Genomic DNA, 25,386 nt, shown 5'->3' with positions numbered 1-25,386 from the left:
GAATGGGAAAGCCTACCGGATTTTTGGAAATTGACCGCAAATTAGCTCCTAAAAGAGCAGTTTCTGAGCGTGTTAATGATTATAAAGAAATTGAACAACCGAATACTACATCGGACACTGAAGCGCAAGCCAGTCGTTGTATGGATTGTGGTACGCCATTTTGTCATAATGGTTGTCCGCTAGGTAATATTATACCTGAATTTAATGATGCTGTTTATGAGCAAAATTGGAAATATGCCTATGATATTCTAAGTACTACTAATAATTTTCCTGAATTTACAGGACGAATTTGTCCGGCTCCTTGTGAGTCATCTTGTGTATTAGGCATTAATAAACCTGCAGTTGCGATTGAATTAATTGAAAAATCTATTATTGAAAAGGCTTACTCAGAGGGTTGGGTAATTCCATTTATTCCTAAAATACGTAGTGGAAAAAAAATTGCTGTTATTGGTTCTGGTCCAGCAGGTTTGGCTGCTGCAGCACAATTGAATAAAGCAGGACATCTAGTTAGCGTTTATGAACGTGCTGATCAAATTGGAGGCTTGTTGCGCTATGGAATTCCTGATTTTAAATTAGATAAGTCAGTTGTCTCACGTCGGGTGGATATGATGAAGAAAGAGGGTATTACCTTTATAACAAATGCAAATATCGGAACAACCGAAAAATTAATTAATCTAATTAATACCTTTGATGCGGTTTTGATATCTACAGGTAGTACAGTGCCTCGATTTATTTCTGCAAAAGGAGACGATGCAAAAGGTATTTATCCAGCTATGGAATTTTTATCTCAACAGAATAAGCGTAATGCTACTATACCTCTAGAGGTTAACCATAAAGGTGAAGTCTATGGAAATAACAATATTTATGCTAGAGGAAAGCATGTGGTTATAATTGGTGGTGGAGATACAGGTTCTGATTGTGTAGGTACTTCTAATCGGCATAAAGCGGCCTCTATAACGCAGATTGAAGTAATGCCTAAACCTCCAATAGATAGAGCTTCAACTACTCCTTGGCCTAATTGGCCTACTATGTTACGCACATCTACCTCGCATGATGAAGGTGTAGAGCGTTTATGGTCGATTGCCTTACAAGAATATGTTAAAAATGATAAAGGTGAATTAGAAGCTTTGATAATTGGGGATATCGTTTACCAAATGAAAGATGGAAAAATGGAGCAAGAGGTTATTAATAGCAGAAAGATACCATGTGATTTAGCACTTATTGCTGCAGGTTTTTTACACACGGACCATAACGACTTATTCGAGCAGTTAACGGCTGCAGGAGTGAAGTCAGATGAGCGTGGTAATTTAGTTGCAAGTGCAACATATCAGTCTGATAATGAGAAAGTTTTCATCGCAGGAGATGCTAGACGTGGTCAATCTTTAGTGGTTTGGGCGATTTCTGAAGGTCGTGAGGCCGCCAGAAATATGGACATATATTTGATGGGAAAAAGTAATTTAGAAGGTAAAAATATCTCTAGTTTTGACCTAATGGCCAAATAATTTTTCAGCATAAATTTCATATACTAAATTAATTTACTACCTTTGTCCTCTCTTAAATGCTAGGAGAGATGCCTGAGAGGCCGAAAGGACATGTTTGCTAAACATGCGTACTGGTAACGGTACCGAGGGTTCGAATCCCTCTCTCTCCGCAGTCAATTTTCGGGGTGTAGCGTAGCCCGGTATCGCGCTTGGTTTGGGACCAAGAGGTCGTAGGTTCGAATCCTGCCACCCCGACAAAAGTCAATTTATGAGCGAGTGTTTTACACTGTACATAAGTTGGCTTTTTATTTTATTTTAGGTTCCGTAGCTCAGTTGGATAGAGCAACTGCCTTCTAAGCAGTAGGTCTTTGGTTCGAATCCAAACGGAATCACTAGTAAATTGGCTTATTTAATTTGCATTAATTGCTATAATATCTACCATTTTGTTAGGGAGAAAGTTGACTTTACTTAAGAATTCATTTGGAATCCTACTTCTCTGGATTTTACCCCCACTTATTTATTTCTTAAAGGCTTATGTTGGTTTGGGTGGAGGGTCAATTTTTACTGGTATAGTTTATAGTATTGGTATTCTTTTATTGTATACTTCTACACATGTAAAAATTGGATTTAAACCAAATATCATTTTACTACAAGTAGGGGGAGCTTTTTTTTGTCAAGCATTATTATATTTCTTTATCTATAATATGGAAGGTCGTTCCTTTGCCATAGATAGTATTAATTTCTTCTTACTTTTTTTCTTTTTTTTATTTTTACTTCGAGTTGATAACGAAGTTCAGAAGTATTTGCCTACTCTAATTTTATTTACAACTTTAATTACAAGTTTAGCCCTATTATATTCAATTTATACAAATCCTGAGTTTGTTCTGGGCTCTAGAGCTACTGTTCAATATAAGAGCAATTCGGGAGAATTCACTGGAAATCCTCAAGTTTATAGTCGAAATGGATTAGCGGGATTTATAATTTCAGTGTTACTACTTATTTACAATGGCAACAACTTATATTTAGGTGATAAATATTACACGAGAATATTGGCTCACTTTAATATGCTTATTAGTTTGCTCGTTATAGTTATAACTCAAACTAGGGCCACTATTTTGTCACTTGGCGTAGTTCTTATTTTAATGATTATATATGTTCTAAAGTGGAGAAATGTTTTTTCTAATATTCGAACTTATATTCTAATATACTACGGTATATTATTTTCATTATTACTTTATTTTGAAGAAAAATTTAAGTTTTGGAAATTAGTTACTAATTATTTCAATTCGTTTCAAACCCTATTTTTAAGAGCAGTTAATACAGGACTTAGTCTTGGTAAATCAAGTGAATTTGATGAGTCCGCTATGGGGAGAGTTGTAAATATTAATTATTTCTTAAATCTATGGAAGAATGATCCTTGGGGATTTATTTTAGGTCATGGATATAAAAAGAGATACATAGATATCCCTATTTTAGAATCCTTTATCAATTTCGGTTTTCTTGGCTTTTTCACTTTTGTTTTATTTAATTCATTGATATTCTATTTTTGCATTAAGGCGCTCAGTTCCCGTAATGTATTTCAAGTATTTATAGGTTTATTTTACATTCATACATTGGTGGCTACATTTGTCGCCGGGCGGCCTGTAGACTTTTCCTTTTGGGTTACTTACATTGTTCTAATTCGTTTTTTAGGAATCGAGTATAATGACAAGAAACTTTTATGAAAGTATTAATTCTACACAATCAACTTTGGACCCAATATAAATCAGTTATTTTTCAAGGGATATATGAAGATTTCGAAAAATCCTCTGATGAATTATTAGTACTTCAATCTTCAATTTGCGAAAGAAGCAGATTAAATATTATTGATTTTAATCTTTCCAATTTCAATTACACTTACCCGTATGTTTTGCTTAATGAAACTAGTCTAGAGGACTCTAATCCATTAAGAACTACTTTTCTTTGGATAAAATTTATATTAAAATTCAAACCAGACGTTATTAATTTAACAGGTTATGCGGAAATTGGGACTATTGTAGTTCTCGTTTTAGCAAAAGTATTAGGAATTAGAACATTAATGACAAATGAATCTATTCATTCTGACAGACTTCATTCATTTAGTGTAATTCAATTAATATATAATACATATAAGAATGTATTAATTAGTTTAACTGATGGCTTTTTGTCTTATGGATTAAAATCAAATGATTATCTATATAGATTGGGAGTAAAGAAGAGGCAAATACACTCGTATTTGAATACGTTTGACCGATCAAAATTCCATTTGTATGCAAACAGTACCTACTCAAATAATGTGCCCTATATATTGTTTGTGGGAAGGCTTTCTGAGGAAAAAAATATTGAAAGTTTAATAAATTTAGGCCGACTATTTAAAAACGATAATTTTAATTGTCAAATTAGAATAGTGGGTGACGGAAGTCAACTAGCAATTTTTAAAAAAATAGTTTTTAAGGAAGAGTTACCATTAGTATTGGAGGGGGCGATAAAATGGGATCAATTAGGCCCAATTTATGAGTCAGCAACTGCATTTATATTACCTTCGCTAAATGAGACTTGGGGGATGGTGGCGAATGAAGCATTAGAATATGGTTTGCCAGTAATTTGCTCTAGTGCTTGTGGCTGCGCAGATGATTTAATAATAAATGGATTTAATGGTTTAGTAATTGATGAGTTTAATTTTACCCTTGATAGCCCTAACTTAACTTATTTTCGAATTAAGGATTACATTGCTTCATTATTATTAAATGATTCATTGAAAGATTTAAATAAAAAAATTTCATCCATATATGATGAATCCAAACTTATTAGAGAGTTTGTTAGTGCCTTTAAATGTGTTAACTAAATGAAAAGAATTTTGCATTTATGTAATTATACTTGGGAAACTGGTGGTCCCCCCAGTGTCATATATTCGCATTCTAAAATACAAAATGGACACAATATAGAACAACATATATATTCTACTCCTTCTACTAGCCAAAACAACTATTATTTATCTTGTAACCAACGATTATTTATTTTCAAAAGATCTTTTTTTGCTAAACTATTACCTGATTTTTCATGGAAACTTTTTTACACTTTCTTGAATAATAGATTAGCATTTGATTTTATAATATCTCATGGATTATGGAATTTTGGTTCTATACTTCCATATATTATACCGAATAAAGCAAAGAAAATTATAACACTTCATGGTTTTTTGGATGATTATGTATTGGGTAAATCAATCATTTCAAAAAAAATATTTTGGATTATAATTCAAAAATGGTGCCTTAGTAAAGCCGATTTTATACACATTATTAGTAAAAATGAATTAGAATTTGTTAAATCAAACTTTCCATTTTTATCCTCTAAATTAGTATATATTCCTAATGGATTGGCTATAGAAAAAAGTGTAAAAATCATTGACAATATTTTTAAGGCAAAAATTGATACGATCTTATTAGATTCTGATATGGTGTTTTTGTATTTGGGGAGGTTAAATAAGAAGAAAGGGCTGGACTTATTAATTCCGGCGTTTATTGAATTTCAAAGCAAATATAATCTTAAGGCTAAGCTTTTATTAGTAGGGCCTGATGATGGATACAAAGCAGTCATAAAAAAAACATTATTCAAAATTGAGGGTGTTGGTAATACAAATTCAATTCATTTACTTGAGCCAGTAAAAAATACGGAAAAAACTTACTTATTAGAAAAATGCAATGTATTTATTCTTCCATCGTATTCAGAAGGTTTTTCCATAGCAGCATTGGAAGCAATTGGATATGGAATTCCAGGAATCTATAGTAATACTATTGGTTTTTCAGATGATATTAAAGAGTATGAGGCTGGGCTCATATGTGATCTTAATATACAATCAATTGAAGATAAAATGACTCTAATTGCTTCAGATTCAGATTTAAGAGAGTCTATTAAGAAAAATGGAATAAAATTATTTAACGATAAATTTAAAATAGAAACTGTTGCTAATCAATATATTCATCAGATATTAACTTAAAAAATGATTCCTAATCTGTCAATAATAGTATTAACATTTAATGAAGAAATTCATTTAAAACGTTTAATTGAAAATATTTCGCAGATTACAAATAAAATTTATGTTGTTGATTCTTTTTCAACAGATTCTACATTAGCAATTTTGACTGATAAAAATATAATTTTCAAGCAAAATAAATTCATCAATCATTCCAAACAAATTAATTTTGCAATAGATACGAATCCCTTTAATACAACTTGGATGATGCGTATTGATGCGGATGAAATCATTTCAAATTCACTAATAGATGAATTAAAGCATACTTTACAAGTACATGATAATAGTCAAGTTAATGGTTTTTATATTAACCGAAAAGTCATTTTTTTTGGTAAAGAATTAAATTTTGGTAGTTTAAATCCAATGTGGTTATTGAGGATTTGGAGAAAAGGTGAAGGTTTTTCCAACGAAAAATGGATGGACGAAAAGATTGTGCTTAAACACCCAAATACACTAAAATTAAATAAAGTATTTTTCGATAAAAATTTAAACAATTTGACTTGGTGGACTCAGAAGCATAATTTATATGCAAATAGAGAAGCAATTGAGATCTTGAAAGAAAAATATATTCGTTCATATAAAAATGAAGAAAAGGCTTCAAATAGAGATATAATTTTATTTAATCTAAAAAGTATATATAACAGATTACCTAAATTTTTACGTCCTATTTTATTATTTTTATATTCATATATATTAAGATTAGGTATTCTTGACGGTTATCCTGGACTAATGTGGAATGCGTTGCAAGTTTTCTGGTATAGATTTTTAGTTGACTGCAAAGTTTATGAAATTGAGTTTACGTTTAATTTTAATGATAGCGAGATTATTAATTATTTAAATAAGATTGATGAATAAAGTAGATTTTTCACGTTACAACCATGTAATATTTAATAGTTTTTCCTTAAAACTTAAATATTTTTTATGGTTAATTTGCTCGAATATCTTTTTCCTTACTAATATACCATATCCCAATAATCTAAAAGTATTTATTTTAAGGTCTTTTGGCGCTAAAGTTGGAAAAATTGCTATTATTAAACCTTGGGTAAAAATCAAATTTCCTTGGCTTTTATCACTTGGTGATCACGTTTGGTTAGGCGAATCATGTTGGATTGATAATATTTCATCTGTACATATTGGCAATAACGTATGTATTTCTCAAGGAGCACTATTACTCACAGGAAATCATGATTATACCCAAATTGATTTCCCATTAAATTCAAAAGAAATAATAATTGAAGATGGAGTTTGGATAGGTGCAAAAAGCATTGTAGTTGGAGGTGTTCATATTGAAACGCATGCTGTATTAAATATACATTCAGTAGCAAGTCGAAACTTAGAATCTTATACAATTAATCAAGGACATCCCGCTAATAAAATTAAAAATCGGATTGTTATAGATAAAGCCATATGAAAGAATATATAATGTTATTTGAGAATAAAGAATTTCAAATAATTTCATCACTTATTATTTCATTAATAATATCTATTGCTTCAATCCCCGTCATAATAAATATTTCAAAATTAAAAGATTTAATGGCTGAAATAGAGCTGAGAAGTTCACATGAGACATTGACACCAACACTTGGGGGAGTAGCCATATTTGCTGCTACATTGATTAGTTATTTTATTTGGGACAATCCTTACGAAGGCCATGAAATACATTTAGCTGTTGCTGATTTAATTATTCTATTTTTTCTCGGTATAAAAGATGATATTTTAATTCTTTCTCCAAAGAAAAAACTATTAATTCAGATCGCAGCTTCTGTTCTATTGATTACACTAGGAGATTTGAGAATTAATTCACTTTATGGTTTACTAGGCGTTAATAATATACCTTACTTTTTGAGTATAATTTTTACAACATTCATTTTCATTTCTTTAATTAATGCTATCAATTTACTTGATGGTATAGATGGTTTAGCAGGAACTGTGGGAGTTATGGCATCAATTTGTTTTGGTTATTTATTTTTCAATTTAGGTCTTTTTGCACATGCAACCTTAGCTTTTTCTTTAGCTGGCTCGTTAATTGGTTTCTTAAGATACAATTGGTCTATAAAAAATAAAATTTTTATGGGTGATACTGGTTCACTAATTGTCGGCTTTCTGCTATCTTTTTTTGCAGTTAAATATATTATTTTAAATAGTGACTATTTATATAATCCACAGTTAGGTAATGATGCACCTATTTTAGCCATGTTAATTTTAATTCTGCCGTTATTTGATACATTAAGAATGTTTATAGTTCGCCTACTAGCTTTAAAGTCACCATTTGAAGGTGATAGAAATCACTTGCACCATATTTTGATCGACCAAGGTATATCCCATATGGCTGCTACTTTATTGTTAGTAGGAGGTAATTGCCTACTGTTATTAGCATATTTTGTATTTCTCCCCAAATTCACAAACTATGAATTTATAGGCACAACAATATTGCTATTTAGTACCTATTGTACATTAGCTTTTCTTTTAACTAAAAGGATAAGGAATGTAGATAGAATCAAATTTACAAAGATTGATAAAATCAAAAGATTACAATTAATGGATGAGAAGAAAATTAAAGAACAACTTTCTTCAGAAGATCCTGCCAATGATTAAATTCAACTAATTGATTATAATTGTCTAAAACACTGTGAATTAAACTTGAATCGAATAATTCTAATTTATTTTGAATATAATCATCTATTTCAACTGAAATTGATTTGATGTCAAATGAGTTTATTAACATGCCATTAGTATCATCAATTAATAGTGAAGCGCCCCCTGAATTTAATGCAATAACAGGTTTACCTAAATATATGGCCTCAAGCATTGATAAACCTAGAGATTCTTCTCTTGAAGTAGAAAAGTATACACTAGAACTCTTAATTAAGTTATAGTATTCTTTTTGATTCTTGGGAATGATAAACTCAACATTATTATTGGATAATTTTTTATGAGTTTTTTTAATCCATGATGAATATCCGGAATTAGAAAATTGACCAACCCAAACAAATTTAAATTTTCTATCAACTAATTTATTTGCTACTTGAATGAATAAATCTGTGCCTTTTCTATAGGAGACAGTTCCCGCACATAATATAATGATATCATTATTGATAGATTGAGTGCTATTCAAATTAAGTTTATCAATATAATCTAAATCAATTGTAGATTTTACTATTTGCAAGTGTCCATTATATACACTACTAATTTCTTCATATACTAATTGAGAGCAAGCAATAATTATATTAGAATTAAGTATAAGATCAAAAACATGACTAGTTATATATGAATAATTCGATGCTAGTTCATGTATATGACAAATGGTTTTTACCTTAAAATATTGAGCATATTTTAGAACGTGGGCAGGGGTTAAGCTATTTATATACCATACGGAATATTTGTTCTCATCTTGTATCCTTTTGAGTTGAGATAACAATAAATCCTGACCAATATAATGTTGTACTTTATTAAAGAGATTATATTCAGTCTTTAAGCTATGATTAGTAATATGAGAAGGTAATTCATTAATTAATTCGCCCTGTTCACTTAATGCAATAATACCAATTTGAAATAATACTGGATCTAATTTAGATATTAGATTAAATAATACTACCTCTGAGCCAGTTCTCTTTAAATTATTTGTAAAAAATAATATTCTAATTTTTGACATTTATAAGCTTTAATAATTGGGAATAATTTTAAATAAAATACGCTATTCAATCAAAATTACTAAATTTATACTGATATTCTAAACATGATTAGATGAGTGCAATTGATGAGTTAAGAAAAGGAATCGATAATATTGATGACAACATATTACAACTGTTAAGTGAACGAATGGAAATCGTTGACCAAATAGGTGTTATTAAGCGGGAATCTAAAAGTTTAATATATCATCCTGATCGAGAAAAAGAAATTATAGATAGATTGATTAAAAACAATCGAGGTAAATTAAGTAATGAAGCTATTGAAGCTATTTTCCTTGAAATTTTCGGTGTTTCACGAAATCTTGAATTACCAGAATTAATTTCATTTTTGGGGCCAGAAGGAAGTTTTACTCATCAAGCAGCTGAATCAAGATTCGGTGCTGTAGCTGATTATATTTCGCTACCAAGCATTAAATCTATTTTTGATTCAGTAGAAACTGGGAGAGTTAAATATGGCATAGTACCTATTGAAAATAATCAAGAGGGAATGGTTAAAGAAAGTTTGGACCTACTACGTGAAAGAAATTTATTTATTATTTCTGAAATTATTATTGCAGTAAATTTTTGTTTGGCAACGAAAGAGGAATCTATTCAATCGATAAAGCAAATATTTTCTAAAGATATTGCATTTAACCAATGTCAAGGATTTCTTCAAGATTACTTCGCTAATAAACAGGATGATTTTTTTGTACATGTAGATTCAACATCAAAGGCAGCCAAACTTGGTATGGAGACTAAGTATTCCGCAGCACTTTGTTCTCACATTGCCGCAAAAATTTATGGTTTGCCAATATTGTTTGACAATATTCAAGATAATGATTCGAATCAAACACGTTTTGTTATCCTTTCAAAATTAGAAAATTTAAAAAAAACCAACAGAGATAAAACGAGCTTAGCTGTAAAACTGAAAAACGATAATCAACCAGGTACATTATTAAAATTATTACAGGAATTCCAAGATGCAGATATTAATCTATTGAAAATAGAATCTAGGCCACAAAAAGACACAAATGAATTTAAATTCTGGTTTTTTATAGATATTGAAGGAAATAAATTAGATACTAAGATTCAACAGTTAATTGATAAAAAAACAGACGAAATAACATTCTTAGGTAGCTACATGAATCTTTGTTAAATTATCTAAAGCATCTTTTTTATCTAGTATAATTTGCGTTTTTAATTCATCTAATGAATTAAATTTTCTTTCTGATCTAATTCGGCAAATAAATTGCGACTCTATTTTGTAGCCATATATGTCTGCATCAAAATCTATTAAATGTGTTTCTATTGATAAATTTGTACTACTCGTAACAGTTGGCTTATAGCCTACATTAGTTAATCCAATTATATTTTTGATTCCATCATGAGTCTCTAAAATATTATTTGTTAGATATACACCTGGGCAAGGTAAAACCTTTGTATTTTTTCTCAAATCATAATTAGCTGTAGGAAATCCAATTGTTCTTCCTAATTTATTCCCATGTACAACTTCTGAATGCACCGTATAATTATAACCTAAAAATTGATTAGCTAAGGCAATATTTCCAATATCAATTAGTTCTTTAATGCGACTACTACTTATGATTTCAGCATTAATCTTTTTTTCTTTAACAACGATAGTTTTAATTTTTTCCCCATAATGAAAATTAATATACTCAGGAGAACCTTGTCTATTTTTTCCAAAATGGTTGTCATATCCAAATATTATCACTTTACAATTAAGCTTTTTTATAAGAATATTTTCAATAAAATCTTTAGCTGATAAACTAGCCATTTTTAAATCAAAAGGGAGAACAATTAGTATATCAAGTAATGTATTGCTTAAATGTTTAATTTTTTCATCCAATGTAGACAATAATTTTACATTGATATCAGAAGATAAATACTCTGATGGATGGTTTGAAAATGTAATTAAAACGGATTTTAAATTATTTTTTTGAGCAATACGACAACAAGTATCAATAACTTGCTTATGACCTAAATGTACGCCATCGAACATACCAATCGATAAAACACAACCTTCAAACGTTTCTTTACTTAATTGATTTACACTAGAATATCTCCTCATAAATTGATTGATCAAAATTCTTAATGTCCTGTGCATCAGCAAGGCTGTATGTACCAATATGAGTCCTAGTTAATTTATTTAAGTATGCACCAGAATTTAATGTTAATGCCAAATCTCTCACTAAACTACGTATATAAGTTCCTTTGGAACAAGTAATCTTAAAACTAACCACTGGAAACTTAAGTGTATCTACTTCAAAATCATAAATTATAGCATCTCTACTTTTGATGACAAGCTTTGATTCATCTACACCAGAACGTGCATAGTTATATAATCGTTTACCATCAAGTTTTATGGCAGAATATATAGGAGGAACCTGTTTAATTTCTCCTATAAAATGATTTAAAACGGTTTCTTTAATCATTAATTCACTTATATGTGAAATAGGGAATTCTCCATTAAATTCAGTCTCTAAATCAATTGATGGTGTGGTTTTTCCAAAAATAAGTTCCCCTATATAGGTTTTTGGCATATTTTGAAAGTAGTCTATTTTCTTTGTGTGTTTACCAACACAAATAATTAAAAGCCCAGTTGCAAGAGGATCTAATGTGCCTGCATGACCTATTTTTTTAAATTTTCCGATAACTTTCAATTTTTTAACGACGTCAAATGATGTCCATGTTGATGGCTTATCAACTAAATAAAATTGATTTTCTAAACGCTCTATCTCCACAATAAATAAATTCCGAATATTAAACCTATAAATATTCTGTAATATCCGAAATATTTAAATCCATACTGATTTACCAAGTTTATCATAAATCTTATTGAAAAAAAAGCAACTATAAAAGATACAAAAAACGATACGCCAAGATAAATTACATTATTGCCTGAAGCGAAAACTTCAATATCATTACGGTAATCAAATATTTTTTTTGCACATGCACCCAGAATTGTTGGTATACCTAATAAAAACGAAAATTCAATAGCATTTTGGTGACTCAATCCAGCCAGGCGTCCTCCTATAATTGATGCACCTGATCTTGATACCCCAGGGATCATTGCTAAACATTGAAACAAACCAATTTTAATTGATTGTAGATAGCTCATTTCATCAATTTTATCGTCTTTACTTCCAGATATCCACTGATCAATAAACACCAGAATAAACCCACCAATAATCCAACTAACACATATGAACCAATAGCCTTGAAAAAGATTTTCTAAAAATTCATCTAACAATAACCCTAATATAACAGCGGGTATAAAAGAAATGATAACAGATTTATAAATGTTTAAAGAAGTTGTTAGACGTTTAAAAAACAAAATAGGAACTGCACAAATGGCCCCTAATTGAATAAATATTGTAAAAAAATTCAAATATGGTGAGGGCTTAATCGATAATAATAACTCGCCAACTATTAAATGTGCAGTTGAGGAAATGGGCAGAAATTCACTTAGTCCTTCAATTACACCAAGAATAATTGCTTGGTAAAAATCAATCATTAGACTTCTTAGTAAATAGTGAAAAAATCGGAATAAAGACACCTAATAAAACTAATAATGGGCCTAATGTTATTCCTAAAAATCCAAAACCAAATAGCTCTTTATCTAATGTCATTACAAAAAAACCAATAAACATAGTCAATATTCCAACCACTAAAATTTTAATACTTGTCGAATTAAGTGGTAAATTATTTTTATCATTTGATGCCATCTTAAATTAAATTAGTGAGTGAACTTTTTAAGTAATTATTTAATACCCAAAAGGTACTGATAATACTAAAAATCAATGAAAAAATTAGATTAGAAACAAGAAAGATTAACTGAACATTTAAATTAAAAATAATTATTTGAATTTCTGGAATCTGCAAAGTGATAAGAAAGGCTAATCCATTAATTAATAATATACCCAAAATACTTCCAATAATTCCGAACCGTAATGATTTAGTTAAAAAAGGTTTCTGTATAAAGTTATTTGTTGAACCTAACAATTGCATTGATTTGATAAGTATTCTATTTGAATGAATTTGCAATTTAACAAAACCCAAAAATTGAAAATATATCCACAAACTAAGAATAATCATGAGAAGCAAAACAATACTTGTAATGAGTTTAATTTTAGGTGTTAAATCGAACAATATACTTGAAGGGTAGCTAACGTCGAAAATCCCCGGCATTAATTTAATTTTCCTTACTAAACTATTTACACTACTTGTTGACAAATAACTATCATTTATACCAAGTATAATTAAATTTTTAAATGGATTCATATCTCCTAATAGTTCCTCGTAATTTTCATGTGAAGAAGCCAAGAAATCTTTAGCTGTTTGTTCCTTAGAAACAAATTTTACATCAGTTTTATTGATAAATGTATCTAATTTTAATTTATAAATAGTCTCATTAATTTGACTTTTATTTAACGAATCATCTAAATAAACATATACTTTTATTTGAGACTTTAAATGATTTCCCCATGAATTTGCTCCAAGGAACAGAAAGTAAAACAAACCCATAATAAATGATAATCCAGCTATTGCAGCGATCATCATGGAGCTTGTTGATGATGATTTTACTTTATTATATTTCATTCTTTTGAATTCAATTTTTCAATTTGATCACGTAAATACGCTGCTTCTTCATAGTTTTCATTTGTCAAAGCTAATAACAAATCCTTTTCTAATTCAGACTTTGATTTAGATTGATAAATATCCGCGTTCAATCCATCTGTATCAACTTTAATTTCTTGATTTGAATTAAATCCAATAGAATTTAATAAATCTATATTTATGCGTATTTCTTTTTTAAACCTTATTGCAATTGCTATTGCGTCCGAAGGTCTCGCATCAACAACCGTATTCACATTATTATTAATTAAATGTAATTCAGCAAAAAAAATCCCGTCTTTAAAACTAGTAATTTCCACAAATTCTAAATCTGTTCGAGTAGAAAGTAAAATTTGAAAAATCAAATCATGTGTAAGTGGTCTTTTAATAGAAATACCCTCTATAAATATTGAAATCGATTGAGCTTCTTGATTACCAATTACAATGGGGAAAGACAAATCTGAGAGTTCAATACTTTGTAACACGATTACATAAGAATTAGCCGCTACAGAACTAGGAGCAATCGTATTTATTCGCAAGGTATGATATACGGGCAATTTGAATGATTTAGGCAACAAATATACCAAATTTGGTTCCTTTAATTAGCGATTTTTTAATTTATTTATTAGTCTAGGAACGATGTCAAAAACATCACCAATAATACCATAATCTGCGTTAGCAAAGAAAGGAGCATCAGGATCGTTGTTTATGACAACTATTGTTTTTGATGAATTTACACCCGCTAAATGCTGTATTGCTCCCGATATTCCGCAAGCTATGTAAACTGAAGGCGCTATTTTAACACCGGTCTGCCCAACATGTTCATAATGAGGCCTCCAATCAAGATCCGAAACAGGTTTTGAGCAAGCAGTAGCTGCATTTAAAATGGATGATAATTCTTCAATAATAGCCCAATTAGTTGGATCCTTTAGCCCACGTCCAGCTCCCACTACAATCTGAGCATCAGCAAGTGAAACCTTATTTGATACAGAATCAAAAGATAAAACGTTAAAATTATGTTTTAAAGTATTTAGTTGACAAGGAACAAACTCAATAATATTGAAACTAGAAGGGGAGTTGCTTGGATTAAAGTTATTACTTACTATATAAATGGAAGTACGTAAAGAACCGCTGTAAATAGCAATTGACTTATTGTTAAAAACACTTGATGAATAAATTAAATTATCGTTCTCTTTATAAAAATCAATAATTTGTGATTTTATGTTGAATTCTAAATTATAAGCAAGCTGAGACAATAAGCTATCAATTAAAAAAGACTTTAATGCAAACACTATATCTATGTTTCTTTTTTTGAAATCTGATGTTATAATTGAGACTGTATCTTTATCAATTATATTAATTGAAGAGTCTGAACCTATAAAAACCAATTCCGTTTTAAGTGAATCTGGCAAATTGTAAATAGAACATTTAGAAAATGTATAAATCACGATCTCCCCAATATCTAAACTAACTATTTTACTAAATAGATTAACAGATTTATCTGTTAAATATTCATCATTAAATTCGACAAATAAGGCTACTTTCTTCATACAATTAAATCTTAAATAATATATCAATCAACTCTTCCGCATTTTCAGAATTAATCATAATTCTTTTGCGTTTGGTTTCAACTAATTCTAATTTAAGTAAAGAATCAGATTTATATATTTTAGCCGGTAAAACTTTAATTTCCTTAGTTCTTGCAGACATAATTCCACGCATATTCGGTATTTTCCATTCAGCTATAGGTTCTTGACAACCTAAAACAATTGGCATATTACATGATATAGTAGCTTTACCAGAAAAAGTTTCTACTTCTAATTCGAGTTTATCATCAACAACTAAAAGCTTTTGAACCGGACTAAAAACTTGAATATTTAAATTTGCCGCTACTAAGCCAGGAACTAGCCCATTACCATAATCGATAGTTTCTTTACCCATTAAAATTAAATCAAATGGATTATTTTTAACGAAATCACTAATTTCATTACTTACCTGAATGGAATCACTTGGATCGGTGTCAATTCGTATGGCACTATCTGCACCCAAAGCCAAACACTTTCTGATTAATGGCTCTGAATTTATGTTACCTACATGCAAAACAACAACCTCAGCGTTGTTACTTTCTTTTAGTTCAATTGCACGTGATAACGCATAATCATCATACGGTCCGACAACAAAGGTCAAACCATCATAATTGAAATGCTTATTATCAGTTAATGTTATCTTTGATGTTGTATCTGGTACACATGAAATACAAACTAATATATTCATAATTTTAATTTTGTTATGCAAGCATACTAAATTGTTTTAATATAATAAAATGAACCGAAAAGAATTTATTGAAGAAGAAATAAAAAAGGAGCCAAACAATCCCTTTAATTATTATTTGTTGGCTTTTGAATATAAGAAACAAGGGGATTTCACTAATCTAGAAACTATTGCAGAATATATATTAGAAATCCATGCAGATTATCAACCAATTTACTATTTCTATGCTGAATATCTTTATTATACAAATAAAGAGATATTAGGTAAGGCAATAGCGCTTAAAGGGATAAAATTAGCGAACAAAAATAAGAATAATAAAATTGTGAATGAATTAGAGCAATTAATAGAAATTAACGAATATGATTAAGCAAATAACGCTTCCTCTATATCTTTTTCAATTTTTAAATTATCGATTATAAACTTTTGCCTTTCAGGAGTATTCTTGCCCATATAGTAATTTAATAACTGTGGAATGGTAAAATCTTTCTCCAAAATAACTGGTTCTAATTTTATATTTTCACCAATAAATGTACCAAACTCTTCCGGTGAAATTTCTCCTAGACCTTTAAATCTCGTAATTTCTGGCTTAGGGCCTAATTTATCTATGGCATTCCTGCGTTCTTCATCTGAATAGCAATAAATAGTTTCTTTTTTATTCCTTACACGAAACAAAGGGGTTTCAAGAATATACAAATGTCCATTTCTAACTAAATCAGGGAAAAATTGTAGAAAAAAGGTTAAAATTAATAATCGAATATGCATGCCATCCACATCAGCATCAGTTGCAATAACAATTTTATTGTACCTAAGATTATCAAGTGTATCTTCAATATCTAAAGCATGCTGAAGTAAATTAAACTCTTCGTTTTCATATACTATTTTTTTTGTCAATCCATAACTATTAAGTGGCTTTCCTCTAAGACTAAAAACAGCTTGAGTTTGAACATCTCTTGATTTTGTAATACTTCCACTAGCGGAATCTCCTTCTGTTATAAATAACACCGAATCAAGTTTTGATTCAGCTTTATCATCGGAAAGATGAACCCTACAATCCCGAAGTTTTTTATTGTGTAGATTAGCTTTTTTAGCCCGTTCATTAGCTAATTTTTTTATTCCAGCAATATCTTTTCTTTCTCTTTCAGACTGAAGTATACGTTTTAATATAGCATCTGCAACAGATGGATTCTTATGTAGATAATTATCTAGCTCAGTTTTAACGAAATCACCAATAAATGTCCTAATTGACGGAGAAGAAGAATCTGGTGAAATATTTGTAGATCCTAATTTAGTTTTTGTCTGAGATTCAAAAACAGGTTCTTGAACTCGAATAGCTATTGCGCCAACAATACTAGCCCGGACATCAGATGGATCAAATTCTTTTTTGAAGAATTCACGAACTGTGCGAACTAAAGCTTCACGAAATGCAGCTAAATGTGTGCCACCTTGAGTCGTATTTTGACCATTGACAAAAGAATAATACTCTTCGCCATATTGATTATTATGGGTAATAGCCATCTCAATATCGTTACCCTTGAGATGAACAATAGGATAGCGATTTTCTTCTGAATTTGTTTTTTTCGACAAAAGATCAAATAAACCTTTTTCAGAAAAATACTTTTGCCCGTTAAAATTAATTGTTAATCCAGCATTTAAAAAGGCGTAATTCCAGAATAGTGAATCTAAATATTGAGGAATAAAGTGATAATTTTTAAAAACTGTATTATCTGGCTCAAAACAAATAAATGTACCGCTTTTTGAGTTTGAAGATTCAATCTTTAAAGATTGACCAATTAATTCTCCTTTGCTAAACTCTGCCCACATTGTTTGACCATCTCGATATGACTGAACTTTAAAGTAATTGGAGAGCGCATTTGTTGCTTTTGTACCCACACCATTTAAACCTACTGATTTTTGAAATGCTCCTGAATCATATTTCCCACCGGTATTAATTTTGGATACACAGTCGATAACCTTACCTAATGGTATGCCTCTACCAAAATCTCGTACTTCTACTTTGTGGTCTGAAATTTTTACATCAATATGTTTGCCATTGCCCATCATATGTTCATCAATAGAATTATCCATGATTTCTTTTACGAGAACATATATTCCATCATCAACAGAAGATCCATCTCCTAATTTCCCAATATACATACCAGGCCTTAAACGTATGTGTTCTTTCCAATCTAATGACCGTATACTATCATCATTATAAACAGGGACTAAATTTTCCATATTTCTATTTCTTTCTTGACTTTTATTAAACTCTTTTAAGAACCTATTCTTATCATTAAACGATAGGAAAGAATTTCATAAAGTTAAGGATTGCTCCGCTTTTTTTCGTTATTTCGCATCTTATTCTCAAGATAATTTATAAGATTATGGCGCTTAGAAAATTTTGCTTAGCAATTTTATTATTACTTGTTGGTATCCAATTGAAAGCTCAGTTGTTACCTAACATGACAGGTATTCCAAGTCAGTTGTTAATGCGTTCTAATTTCTCTAATAACAACATGCCTCCACAAGGAGCGAGTAACAGTTCCAAAAGAACAGTATTGTATAGTAACCAACAGAAAAAATTAAGAGACAGTCTGATTACAAATCGAAATTTTTCTGATTTGACGGAAGATATCGACACTGCATTAGTCAGCTTAAGAAAAAAAATCTTTGGCTATGCTATTTTCAATAATAAAATTGGAGTTTTTGAGCCCAATTTAAAAATAGCAACACCAATTAATTATATAGTAGGTCCAGAAGATGAGCTAATCGTAGATATTAATGGTTATTCTGAAGAACATTATAATTTGATAGTTAGTCCAGATGGTTATGTTAAAATAAATAGAATAGGTAATGTTTATGTAGCTGGCTTAACAATAGACCAGGCAAAAAACAAAATCATCAACAAGCTATCCCAAATATTCATAGGATTAAAGCAAGGATCAAGTAATAGTGGACCTACATCCTTAAGTGCAAGTGTATCTCTAGGCAATATTCGAACAATTGGAGTATCAATTCAAGGTGAAGTTATGTTTCCTGGGACATATTCCGTGCCTTCACTTGCAAGGATAATGAATGTTCTATACTTGGCAGGCGGTCCGACGGAGAATGGAACTTTCAGAGAAATTCAATTAATAAGAAATAAAAAGTTAGTAGGTAAACTCGATTTGTATGACTTTTTAACTACCGGTATTCAACGAAATGATATGATCTTACAAGATCAAGATATTGTGAAAGTTGGCGTATACAAAACAAGAATTGAAGTAAAGGGAAAAGTTAAACGACCTGCTTTATTTGAAGTTTTGCCTAATGAAAATTTAGACTACGTTTTGAGTAATTTTTGTGGAGGATTTTCGGAAGACGCCTTTAAAGATCTAGTCAAAATTACAAGATATACAAATAGGGATAGGAAATTAATCGATTTAAATTCAGGCATTTTTAATTCATTTTATCCCCAGGCAGGTGATTTAATTCAGGTGGAATCAATTGACAAAGACAGATTTGAAAATAAAATCACTGTTATTGGTGAGGTGTTCAGACCTGGTGATTTTGCTGTTGAAGGAAACGAATCTCTTCTAAAAATCATTTCACGTGCCGGAGGATTAAAAGAGGATGCATTTCTTGATCGAATATTAGTTGAACGAATTAATGAAGATTTATCTAGAACTAATCTTTCGGTAAATCTTAAAGAAGTAATTCTAGATAATTCTAAGGATATCAAATTAAAAAGGGAGGATAAAATTTCAATTTTTTCAATTCTAGATTTACGCGAAAAATATACAGTTACGATACATGGTGAAATCAACATTGTAAAAAAAACCTTCAATTCGAAAGATTCAGATAAGAAAAAATCAAAAGCAGGTATAAAATTAACAACTGACGAGCAGCCAAATTATTTACAAAATAATACGGGGCAACTTCAGGGTAGTTATGATAATCAATTTCAAGATTTCCAAAATGACGAGGAGGAAGAAGAAAAAATTGATGTAGATACAGAAATAGCTAATGATTTAAAATCTGAATCTACTAGTAATTCATTAATTAACCGACAAGTAAAACTTACATTACCATACGTTGAAAATATGTCAGTAGAGGATTTGATTCTAAAAGCTGGTGGTTTACGAGAATCCGCTGCAACAGGTTTTGTAGAGATAGTAAGAAGGAAAAAAAATATAGGGCTTGATAGTCCAAAATTAATCAATTCACAAATTGCTGAAATAATTAAATTTGGAATTAGCAAGAACCTTCAGTTGGATGGAACAGCATCTTCGTTTAAATTAATGCCATTTGATGAAGTGTTTATCCGAACTTCTCCCAACTACGAATTACAACAATTTGTTACCATGCAAGGGCAAATTGTATTCCCTGGAGTTTATGGATTAGAAAAAAAAGACGAACGCTTATCAGAACTAGTAAGCCGAGCCGGTGGATTAAATAATCAGGCATACCCTCAGGGTGCTAAATTAATTCGTAAAAACCAATTAACAGAGTCCGAGAAGACAAGAAAAAAGGAACAACTGAGTCAAATACAAAATAATTTTAACGGTGTTTCAATTAGAACTGAAGAATCTGCTACTAAGAACACAGAATTAATTGGTATTAATCTTTTAGCCGCTATAAACAACCCTGGTGGGGAAGAAGATTTATTTTTGAACGAAGGTGATATTATAGATATACCAAGGGAGCCTCAAACAGTAAAGGTTACAGGTGAAGTGTTATATCCCAATAGCGTAAAATATAATGAAGGAAAATCATTTAAAGATTTCATTTCAGAAGCAGGAGGATTTACTGCTAATTCGTCAAGAAAAAGGGCCTATGTATTATATTCTAATGGATCTGTCAAACGAGCAAGGAACGTTCTATTTATTCGATATTTTCCTAAAATTGAAAGAGGAGCGGAAATTATAGTACCGAGAAATGTTAAGAATGTCAACACTGCTCAACAAGTATTCCAGTTGGTTTCAGTTCTTACTGGTACAGTTACAAGTGTAATCGGTATTATCACGCTTATAAAAGCAACGGCAAATTAAATATGGAATTACGAGAGGATCAATTTTCATTTAAACGTTTGGTTTTAAAATGTTTGTTAGTTATTCCCTATGTCAAGGAAAACAGAAAAGTATTATCCATAGGTGCATTTATTGGTTTATTAATTGGCGGGGGCTATGAATATTATAAAATTCAAGATGTAAACTTTAAAACAGAAATTGTCTTTGTAGTAGATGGTGACAGTGGGGGTAATGGTGGGGGACTACTAGAGTTAGCCAGTTCCTTCGGTTTAGGTGGCGGAATGGGCAGTAATGCTTCACTTTTTAGTGGAGAAAATTTTAAGGAACTTTTGAAAACGAAATCTATTTTCAGGAAAGCTTTATTAACTAAGGTCCGTTATGGTAATAAAGAAGGGATATTTGCTAATATTTTTCTTGAAAAATCTAGAATTAATGAATTTGAATGGAAAAATCGTCCAGCAGATTTTTACAACCATCGATTTAAATCAACTGAAATAAGCAAATTATCATCTCAAGATAGAAATATTTTAGATGCTTTATATGACTTTCTCAAAGGTCAAACGGTTATTGTCAATGATAATCCAAAATCTACATTTCAAACATTAACCGTTGAAACACGTGATGACACATTATCCTATATTTGGGCAAGATTATATTTGAAAACCGTAACGAATTTTTACATTGATACTAAAACAAAGAAATCTCAGGAATTATTAATTATTTTGGACAAACGTGTAGATTCACTACGATCTGCACTTTACTATACTCAAGGTAAATTGGCTAATTATAATGATCAAAATCAACAAATAATTTTTCAACGTGCACGTATTATTGCAGAGAGGCTTCAATTGTCATCTCAACAATTACAAGGGATGTATTTGGAGTCTGTGCGGAATTATGACAATCTAAAATTTTCCCTAGCGAAAGAGACCCCATTATTTACAATTATATCTGAACCCGAAATTAGCACAGCTGGTATAAGACATTTTTATGGCCCTATTACATTAATTGGTATCATTCTTGGAATTTTTCTTAGTAGCCTTATTTTAAATATAGTTCGAATTTATAGGGAAATGATGTCTAAATAGCTACATGAATAAATTTATAACCAAGTTTAAAGAAATAAATAAGGATTATGAGCTCTTAGTAATTCTAGCTAAAAGAGATATTTCTGTCCGTTACAAACAAACTATTTTAGGTATAGCTTGGGCCATAATAAGACCAATGGCAACTATGTTGGTTTTTTTATTTGCTTTTAAGAATGTTGCAAATATTAAAGATTTCTCAGGCTATCCAATTCAGTTAGTTATATTCTCTGGAATTCTCTTTTGGAATTATTTTGCTAATGGATTTCAGTCCATTAGTCAATCTATATTAATCAATGGTAATTTAGTCTCTAAAGTGTATTTCCCTAGATTAATCATTTGTATTTCTAGCTTAGCAGTTACTTTAGTTGACTTTCTTGTGGGACTTATCGTTTATGTAATTTTACTCATTGGCTTAAAGCAGCCTATAACTGAGTCTATTTTTCTGTTGCCATTAGCCTTGTTAGTAACTACATTATTTAGTCTCGGTCTTGGGTTGATTTTTGCTTCATTTGCAATTAAATATCGCGATTTACTACAAGCAATACCCTTGATAGTACAATATGGTTTTTTTGTTACTCCCATAGTTTATACTTCCAATGAATTCATGGGAAAATCTTGGTATCCAATTTACTTATGGCTAAATCCTTTAGCTTCATTTGTTGAATTTTTTCGATTTTGTTTGATACCAAATTATCCTACTTATTCTGTAAATGGTCTTTTTGTAGCCATTTTTATAAGTATCGTTACCTTTTTTATTGGTTTATGGATTTTTGATGTCAGGGAGGATTCATTTGTAGATCATTTGTAATATGAACATTATTGATGTTGAATCCGTTTCTAAAAAATATAATTTAGCTAAGCAAGGCGAGGCAAAATCGATACGAAATGGTATTTCAGAATTTTTTAAATCTAATCCAAAAGAAGAGTTTTGGGCAGTTGACGATATTTCATTTTCATTACAAAAAGGTGATAAATTAGGTATTATTGGAAATAACGGTGCTGGAAAATCTACTTTATTGAAAATTTTAAGTCGAATTACGAAACCAACTCACGGACATATCAATGTAAGGGGAAAAGTTGCGAGTCTGCTAGAAGTGGGTACTGGGTTTCATCCTGAACTAACTGGAAGAGAAAATATTTACTTGAATGGGGCTATATTAGGAATGTCTAAAGCTGAAATAACTTCTCAATTTGATCAAATTGTTGATTTCGCTGGAACTCAAATTAGTCAATTTTTAGATACACCGGTTAAACGATATTCCTCTGGAATGTATGTCCGTTTAGGATTTGCAATTTCTGCACATTTAAACCCTGAAATATTAATAGTAGACGAAGTCTTAGCGGTAGGTGATGCTGATTTTCAAAAGAAATCTTTGGGAAAGATGAAAGAAGTCGCCGCAAATGATCGAACTATTCTATTTGTAAGTCATAATTTGACGGCCGTTTCTAATTTATGCAATAAAACCTTGCATTTGGAGAAGGGGAAAGTAAAGCAATTTGGTGAAACAGGAGAGGTAATAAATAATTATATGGCTAATATGCAAAAGAATGTATATGAGCATAATTATTTAAGTTTTGATCAAGCACCAGGGAATAAGTTTGTTCGATTAAAATCGTGTGCTCTATCTCCAAAATTATTCGAAAATCAAACCTATATGGATGTTCGAAATTCAATTTCATTAGATATTGAATTTTGGAATAATCTTAATAATCAAAATTTGAATATTAGTTTACATGTTTATGCAAGTACTGGTGAATGTATTTTTAATATCAGTACACCGGCTATCAATTGTGATTTGGGTGTCATTAAAGCATCGACAGAAATCCCTTCAAATTTCATGAATGATGGAAGTTATATTATATCATTTATGATTGTAAAGGATAAATCTATTGTCCTTCACAATTTCGAGGAAATATTTAATTTTGAAATTGCTGATTACCGAATTGATACTTCCTGGTATGGAAAATGGCCTGGATATGTTCGTCCAAATTTTGATTTTTCATTAACACAAATATCAAATACGCTATAGATATGCTTCATGTAACTAAATCATATCTTCCTGATTTAAAAGAATATGTTGACTATTTAGAGAAAATTTGGTCATCAAATCACCTAACAAATGATGGTCCATTACTACTTGAATTAGAGAAAAAGCTAGCTGAATTTCTAGAAGTTGACAATCTTGTATTTGTTGGCAATGGAACAATTGCACTTCAATTAGCACTTAAAGCTTGTAACGTCATAGGAGATGTAATTACCACACCATTTTCTTATTGTGCAACAACCAATGCACTGATTTGGGAAGGTTGTAATCCAGTTTTTGCTGATATTGATCCAATTTCACTTACTGTAGAAAGTTCTCAACTCAAAAATAAAATTTCAGCCAAAACAAAAGCAATATTAACTACACACGTTTATGGGAATGCTGGTGATTTAGTAAAACAAGAAGAAATTGCTAGTAAAGCAGGTATTCCTTTAATTTATGATGGAGCGCATGCGTTTGGTGTGAAGTATAAAGGAAAGTCAATTTTCACTTATGGAGATGTAACTACATGTAGTTTTCACGCTACAAAAATATTTCACACGGTAGAAGGTGGAGCTGTCATAACTAAAGAAAAAAAAATGGCTGAAAAGGTACGCGAACTACGAAGCTTCGGTCATAAGGGAGACATATATTTATCAGCGGGCATTAACGGAAAAAACTCTGAATTTCATGCAGCAATGGGTTTAGTTAATTTGAAACATTTTAATCAAATCAAGGATCATAGAAAAAAGGCAAGTGAATTATATGAATTAAACTTAGATAAAAAAGTTCAAACAATTCAATGGAATACGAGTGTAGAAAGAAATTATAGCTATTTTCCAATAGTTGGTTTGAACAATGAACACATTTTACACATTATTAAATGCCTTAACGAAGCCAATATATTTCCGAGAAGATATTTTTATCCTTCATTAAACGAATTGCCTTATTTATTAAAACAAGCATGCCCTGTTTCTGAAGATATAGCCAATCGTATACTTTGTTTGCCTTTATCTGCTAGCATTACAGATGCGGAAATTCTTGAAGTAGTAAAAATAGTTAATTCATCATATTAATATTTCGTATGTATATCATAGTATTCATATCGTTTGTTTTACTATGTATAAAAATTGCATCTAAAATATCCAACAAAAATTTCGAG

At 30.3% G+C, this 25,386-nt stretch carries 24 protein-coding genes and 3 tRNA genes; 17 read left to right on the top strand and 10 right to left on the bottom strand.

Going from position 1 to position 25,386, the window contains the following annotated elements; all coding sequences use genetic code 11:
- Nucleotides 1-2: 2 nt before the first annotated feature.
- From AC1W6K_RS06720 to AC1W6K_RS06675, 10 genes are all read left to right on the top strand, one after another.
- Nucleotides 3-1,502, top strand: a complete 1,500-nt coding sequence (locus AC1W6K_RS06720; RefSeq protein ID WP_481946896.1) for a glutamate synthase subunit beta — start codon at nt 3-5, stop codon at nt 1,500-1,502.
- 62 nt (nt 1,503-1,564) lie between these two features.
- A tRNA-Ser gene (locus AC1W6K_RS06715) sits at nt 1,565-1,651 on the top strand.
- 11 nt (nt 1,652-1,662) lie between these two features.
- Nucleotides 1,663-1,736 (top strand) — tRNA-Pro (locus AC1W6K_RS06710).
- 63 nt (nt 1,737-1,799) lie between these two features.
- A tRNA-Arg gene (locus AC1W6K_RS06705) sits at nt 1,800-1,873 on the top strand.
- A gap of 51 nt (nt 1,874-1,924) precedes the next feature.
- Entirely contained in the window at nt 1,925-3,205 is a 1,281-nt protein-coding gene (locus AC1W6K_RS06700) for an O-antigen ligase family protein (protein ID WP_481946895.1), read from the top strand.
- The gene (locus tag AC1W6K_RS06695; protein ID WP_481719455.1) at nt 3,202-4,344 is read left to right on the top strand and encodes a glycosyltransferase family 4 protein; all 1,143 of its coding nucleotides are present in this window, start codon (nt 3,202-3,204) and stop codon (nt 4,342-4,344) included. The genes AC1W6K_RS06700 and AC1W6K_RS06695 overlap by 4 nt, the downstream gene beginning before the upstream one ends.
- Nucleotides 4,345-5,496, top strand: a complete 1,152-nt coding sequence (locus tag AC1W6K_RS06690; RefSeq protein ID WP_481946894.1) for a glycosyltransferase — start codon at nt 4,345-4,347, stop codon at nt 5,494-5,496.
- Between the two features lie 3 nt (nt 5,497-5,499).
- The gene (locus tag AC1W6K_RS06685) at nt 5,500-6,387 is read left to right on the top strand and encodes a glycosyltransferase family 2 protein (protein ID WP_481946893.1); all 888 of its coding nucleotides are present in this window, start codon (nt 5,500-5,502) and stop codon (nt 6,385-6,387) included.
- A complete protein-coding gene (locus AC1W6K_RS06680) occupies nt 6,380-6,943 on the top strand; it encodes a WcaF family extracellular polysaccharide biosynthesis acetyltransferase (protein ID WP_481946892.1) in 564 nt (187 codons plus the stop codon). The genes AC1W6K_RS06685 and AC1W6K_RS06680 overlap by 8 nt, the downstream gene beginning before the upstream one ends.
- Nucleotides 6,940-8,127 carry an MraY family glycosyltransferase gene (locus AC1W6K_RS06675; RefSeq protein WP_481946891.1) on the top strand — a complete coding sequence of 396 codons (1,188 nt, stop codon included), beginning with the start codon at nt 6,940-6,942 and terminating at the stop codon, nt 8,125-8,127. The genes AC1W6K_RS06680 and AC1W6K_RS06675 overlap by 4 nt, the downstream gene beginning before the upstream one ends.
- Here the strand turns inward: AC1W6K_RS06675 and AC1W6K_RS06670 are convergent.
- Nucleotides 8,087-9,184, bottom strand: coding sequence for a glycosyltransferase family 4 protein (locus AC1W6K_RS06670; RefSeq protein ID WP_481946890.1), 1,098 nt, complete (start codon nt 9,182-9,184; stop codon nt 8,087-8,089). The genes AC1W6K_RS06675 and AC1W6K_RS06670 overlap by 41 nt on opposite strands.
- A gap of 92 nt (nt 9,185-9,276) precedes the next feature.
- Between AC1W6K_RS06670 and pheA the strand changes: the two genes are divergently transcribed.
- The gene (gene pheA / locus AC1W6K_RS06665) at nt 9,277-10,356 is read left to right on the top strand and encodes a prephenate dehydratase (RefSeq protein WP_481946889.1); all 1,080 of its coding nucleotides are present in this window, start codon (nt 9,277-9,279) and stop codon (nt 10,354-10,356) included.
- On the opposite strand, the gene AC1W6K_RS06660 is transcribed toward pheA, so the two are convergent.
- The 8 genes from AC1W6K_RS06660 to AC1W6K_RS06625 are packed head-to-tail and all read right to left on the bottom strand — an operon-like array spanning nt 10,330 to nt 16,109.
- On the bottom strand, nt 10,330-11,289 hold the full coding sequence (locus AC1W6K_RS06660; protein WP_481946888.1) for a bifunctional riboflavin kinase/FAD synthetase: 960 nt from the start codon (nt 11,287-11,289) through the stop codon (nt 10,330-10,332). The two genes, pheA and AC1W6K_RS06660, sit on opposite strands and share 27 nt — an antisense overlap.
- Entirely contained in the window at nt 11,273-11,962 is a 690-nt protein-coding gene (gene truB / locus AC1W6K_RS06655) for a tRNA pseudouridine(55) synthase TruB (RefSeq protein WP_481946887.1), read from the bottom strand. Before truB ends, AC1W6K_RS06660 begins: the two co-directional genes overlap by 17 nt.
- On the bottom strand, nt 11,953-12,735 hold the full coding sequence (locus AC1W6K_RS06650) for an undecaprenyl-diphosphate phosphatase (protein ID WP_481946886.1): 783 nt from the start codon (nt 12,733-12,735) through the stop codon (nt 11,953-11,955). Before AC1W6K_RS06650 ends, truB begins: the two co-directional genes overlap by 10 nt.
- Nucleotides 12,728-12,946 carry a DUF3098 domain-containing protein gene (locus tag AC1W6K_RS06645; RefSeq protein ID WP_481946885.1) on the bottom strand — a complete coding sequence of 73 codons (219 nt, stop codon included), beginning with the start codon at nt 12,944-12,946 and terminating at the stop codon, nt 12,728-12,730. The genes AC1W6K_RS06650 and AC1W6K_RS06645 overlap by 8 nt, the downstream gene beginning before the upstream one ends.
- Before the next feature lies 1 nt (nt 12,947).
- On the bottom strand, nt 12,948-13,820 hold the full coding sequence (locus tag AC1W6K_RS06640) for a cell division protein FtsX (RefSeq protein WP_481946884.1): 873 nt from the start codon (nt 13,818-13,820) through the stop codon (nt 12,948-12,950).
- Nucleotides 13,817-14,413, bottom strand: coding sequence for a bifunctional nuclease family protein (locus tag AC1W6K_RS06635; RefSeq protein WP_481946883.1), 597 nt, complete (start codon nt 14,411-14,413; stop codon nt 13,817-13,819). Before AC1W6K_RS06635 ends, AC1W6K_RS06640 begins: the two co-directional genes overlap by 4 nt.
- A gap of 24 nt (nt 14,414-14,437) precedes the next feature.
- Nucleotides 14,438-15,385 carry an electron transfer flavoprotein subunit alpha/FixB family protein gene (locus AC1W6K_RS06630; protein ID WP_481946882.1) on the bottom strand — a complete coding sequence of 316 codons (948 nt, stop codon included), beginning with the start codon at nt 15,383-15,385 and terminating at the stop codon, nt 14,438-14,440.
- Between the two features lie 4 nt (nt 15,386-15,389).
- The gene (locus AC1W6K_RS06625; RefSeq protein ID WP_481946881.1) at nt 15,390-16,109 is read right to left on the bottom strand and encodes an electron transfer flavoprotein subunit beta/FixA family protein; all 720 of its coding nucleotides are present in this window, start codon (nt 16,107-16,109) and stop codon (nt 15,390-15,392) included.
- 49 nt (nt 16,110-16,158) lie between these two features.
- Here AC1W6K_RS06625 and AC1W6K_RS06620 point away from each other — a divergent pair, with 49 nt between their 5' ends.
- Nucleotides 16,159-16,473 (top strand): hypothetical protein, encoded by a 315-nt coding sequence (locus AC1W6K_RS06620; RefSeq protein ID WP_481719227.1) that lies wholly within the window; start codon nt 16,159-16,161, stop codon nt 16,471-16,473.
- Here the strand turns inward: AC1W6K_RS06620 and AC1W6K_RS06615 are convergent.
- Nucleotides 16,470-18,341 (bottom strand): DNA topoisomerase IV subunit B, encoded by a 1,872-nt coding sequence (locus AC1W6K_RS06615; protein WP_481946880.1) that lies wholly within the window; start codon nt 18,339-18,341, stop codon nt 16,470-16,472. The genes AC1W6K_RS06620 and AC1W6K_RS06615 overlap by 4 nt on opposite strands.
- A 146-nt stretch (nt 18,342-18,487) precedes the next feature.
- Between AC1W6K_RS06615 and AC1W6K_RS06610 the strand changes: the two genes are divergently transcribed.
- Genes AC1W6K_RS06610 through AC1W6K_RS06590 form a run of 5 tightly spaced genes read left to right on the top strand, consistent with a single transcriptional unit; the run spans nt 18,488 to nt 25,300 of the window.
- Nucleotides 18,488-21,133, top strand: coding sequence for an SLBB domain-containing protein (locus tag AC1W6K_RS06610; RefSeq protein WP_481946879.1), 2,646 nt, complete (start codon nt 18,488-18,490; stop codon nt 21,131-21,133).
- Nucleotides 21,134-21,135: 2 nt separating this feature from the next.
- On the top strand, nt 21,136-22,200 hold the full coding sequence (locus AC1W6K_RS06605; RefSeq protein WP_481946878.1) for a hypothetical protein: 1,065 nt from the start codon (nt 21,136-21,138) through the stop codon (nt 22,198-22,200).
- Between the two features lie 4 nt (nt 22,201-22,204).
- A complete protein-coding gene (locus AC1W6K_RS06600) occupies nt 22,205-23,008 on the top strand; it encodes an ABC transporter permease (protein ID WP_481719231.1) in 804 nt (267 codons plus the stop codon).
- A gap of 1 nt (nt 23,009) precedes the next feature.
- Nucleotides 23,010-24,230, top strand: a complete 1,221-nt coding sequence (locus AC1W6K_RS06595; protein WP_481719232.1) for an ABC transporter ATP-binding protein — start codon at nt 23,010-23,012, stop codon at nt 24,228-24,230.
- Between the two features lie 2 nt (nt 24,231-24,232).
- Nucleotides 24,233-25,300: a DegT/DnrJ/EryC1/StrS family aminotransferase gene (locus AC1W6K_RS06590; RefSeq protein ID WP_481719233.1), complete on the top strand. Its 1,068-nt coding sequence runs from the start codon at nt 24,233-24,235 to the stop codon at nt 25,298-25,300.
- The last annotated feature ends 86 nt before the right edge of the window (nt 25,301-25,386 follow it).

The organism is Aquirufa sp. (assembly GCF_964796385.1).
This window is presented reverse-complemented; position numbering and strand designations above follow the sequence as displayed.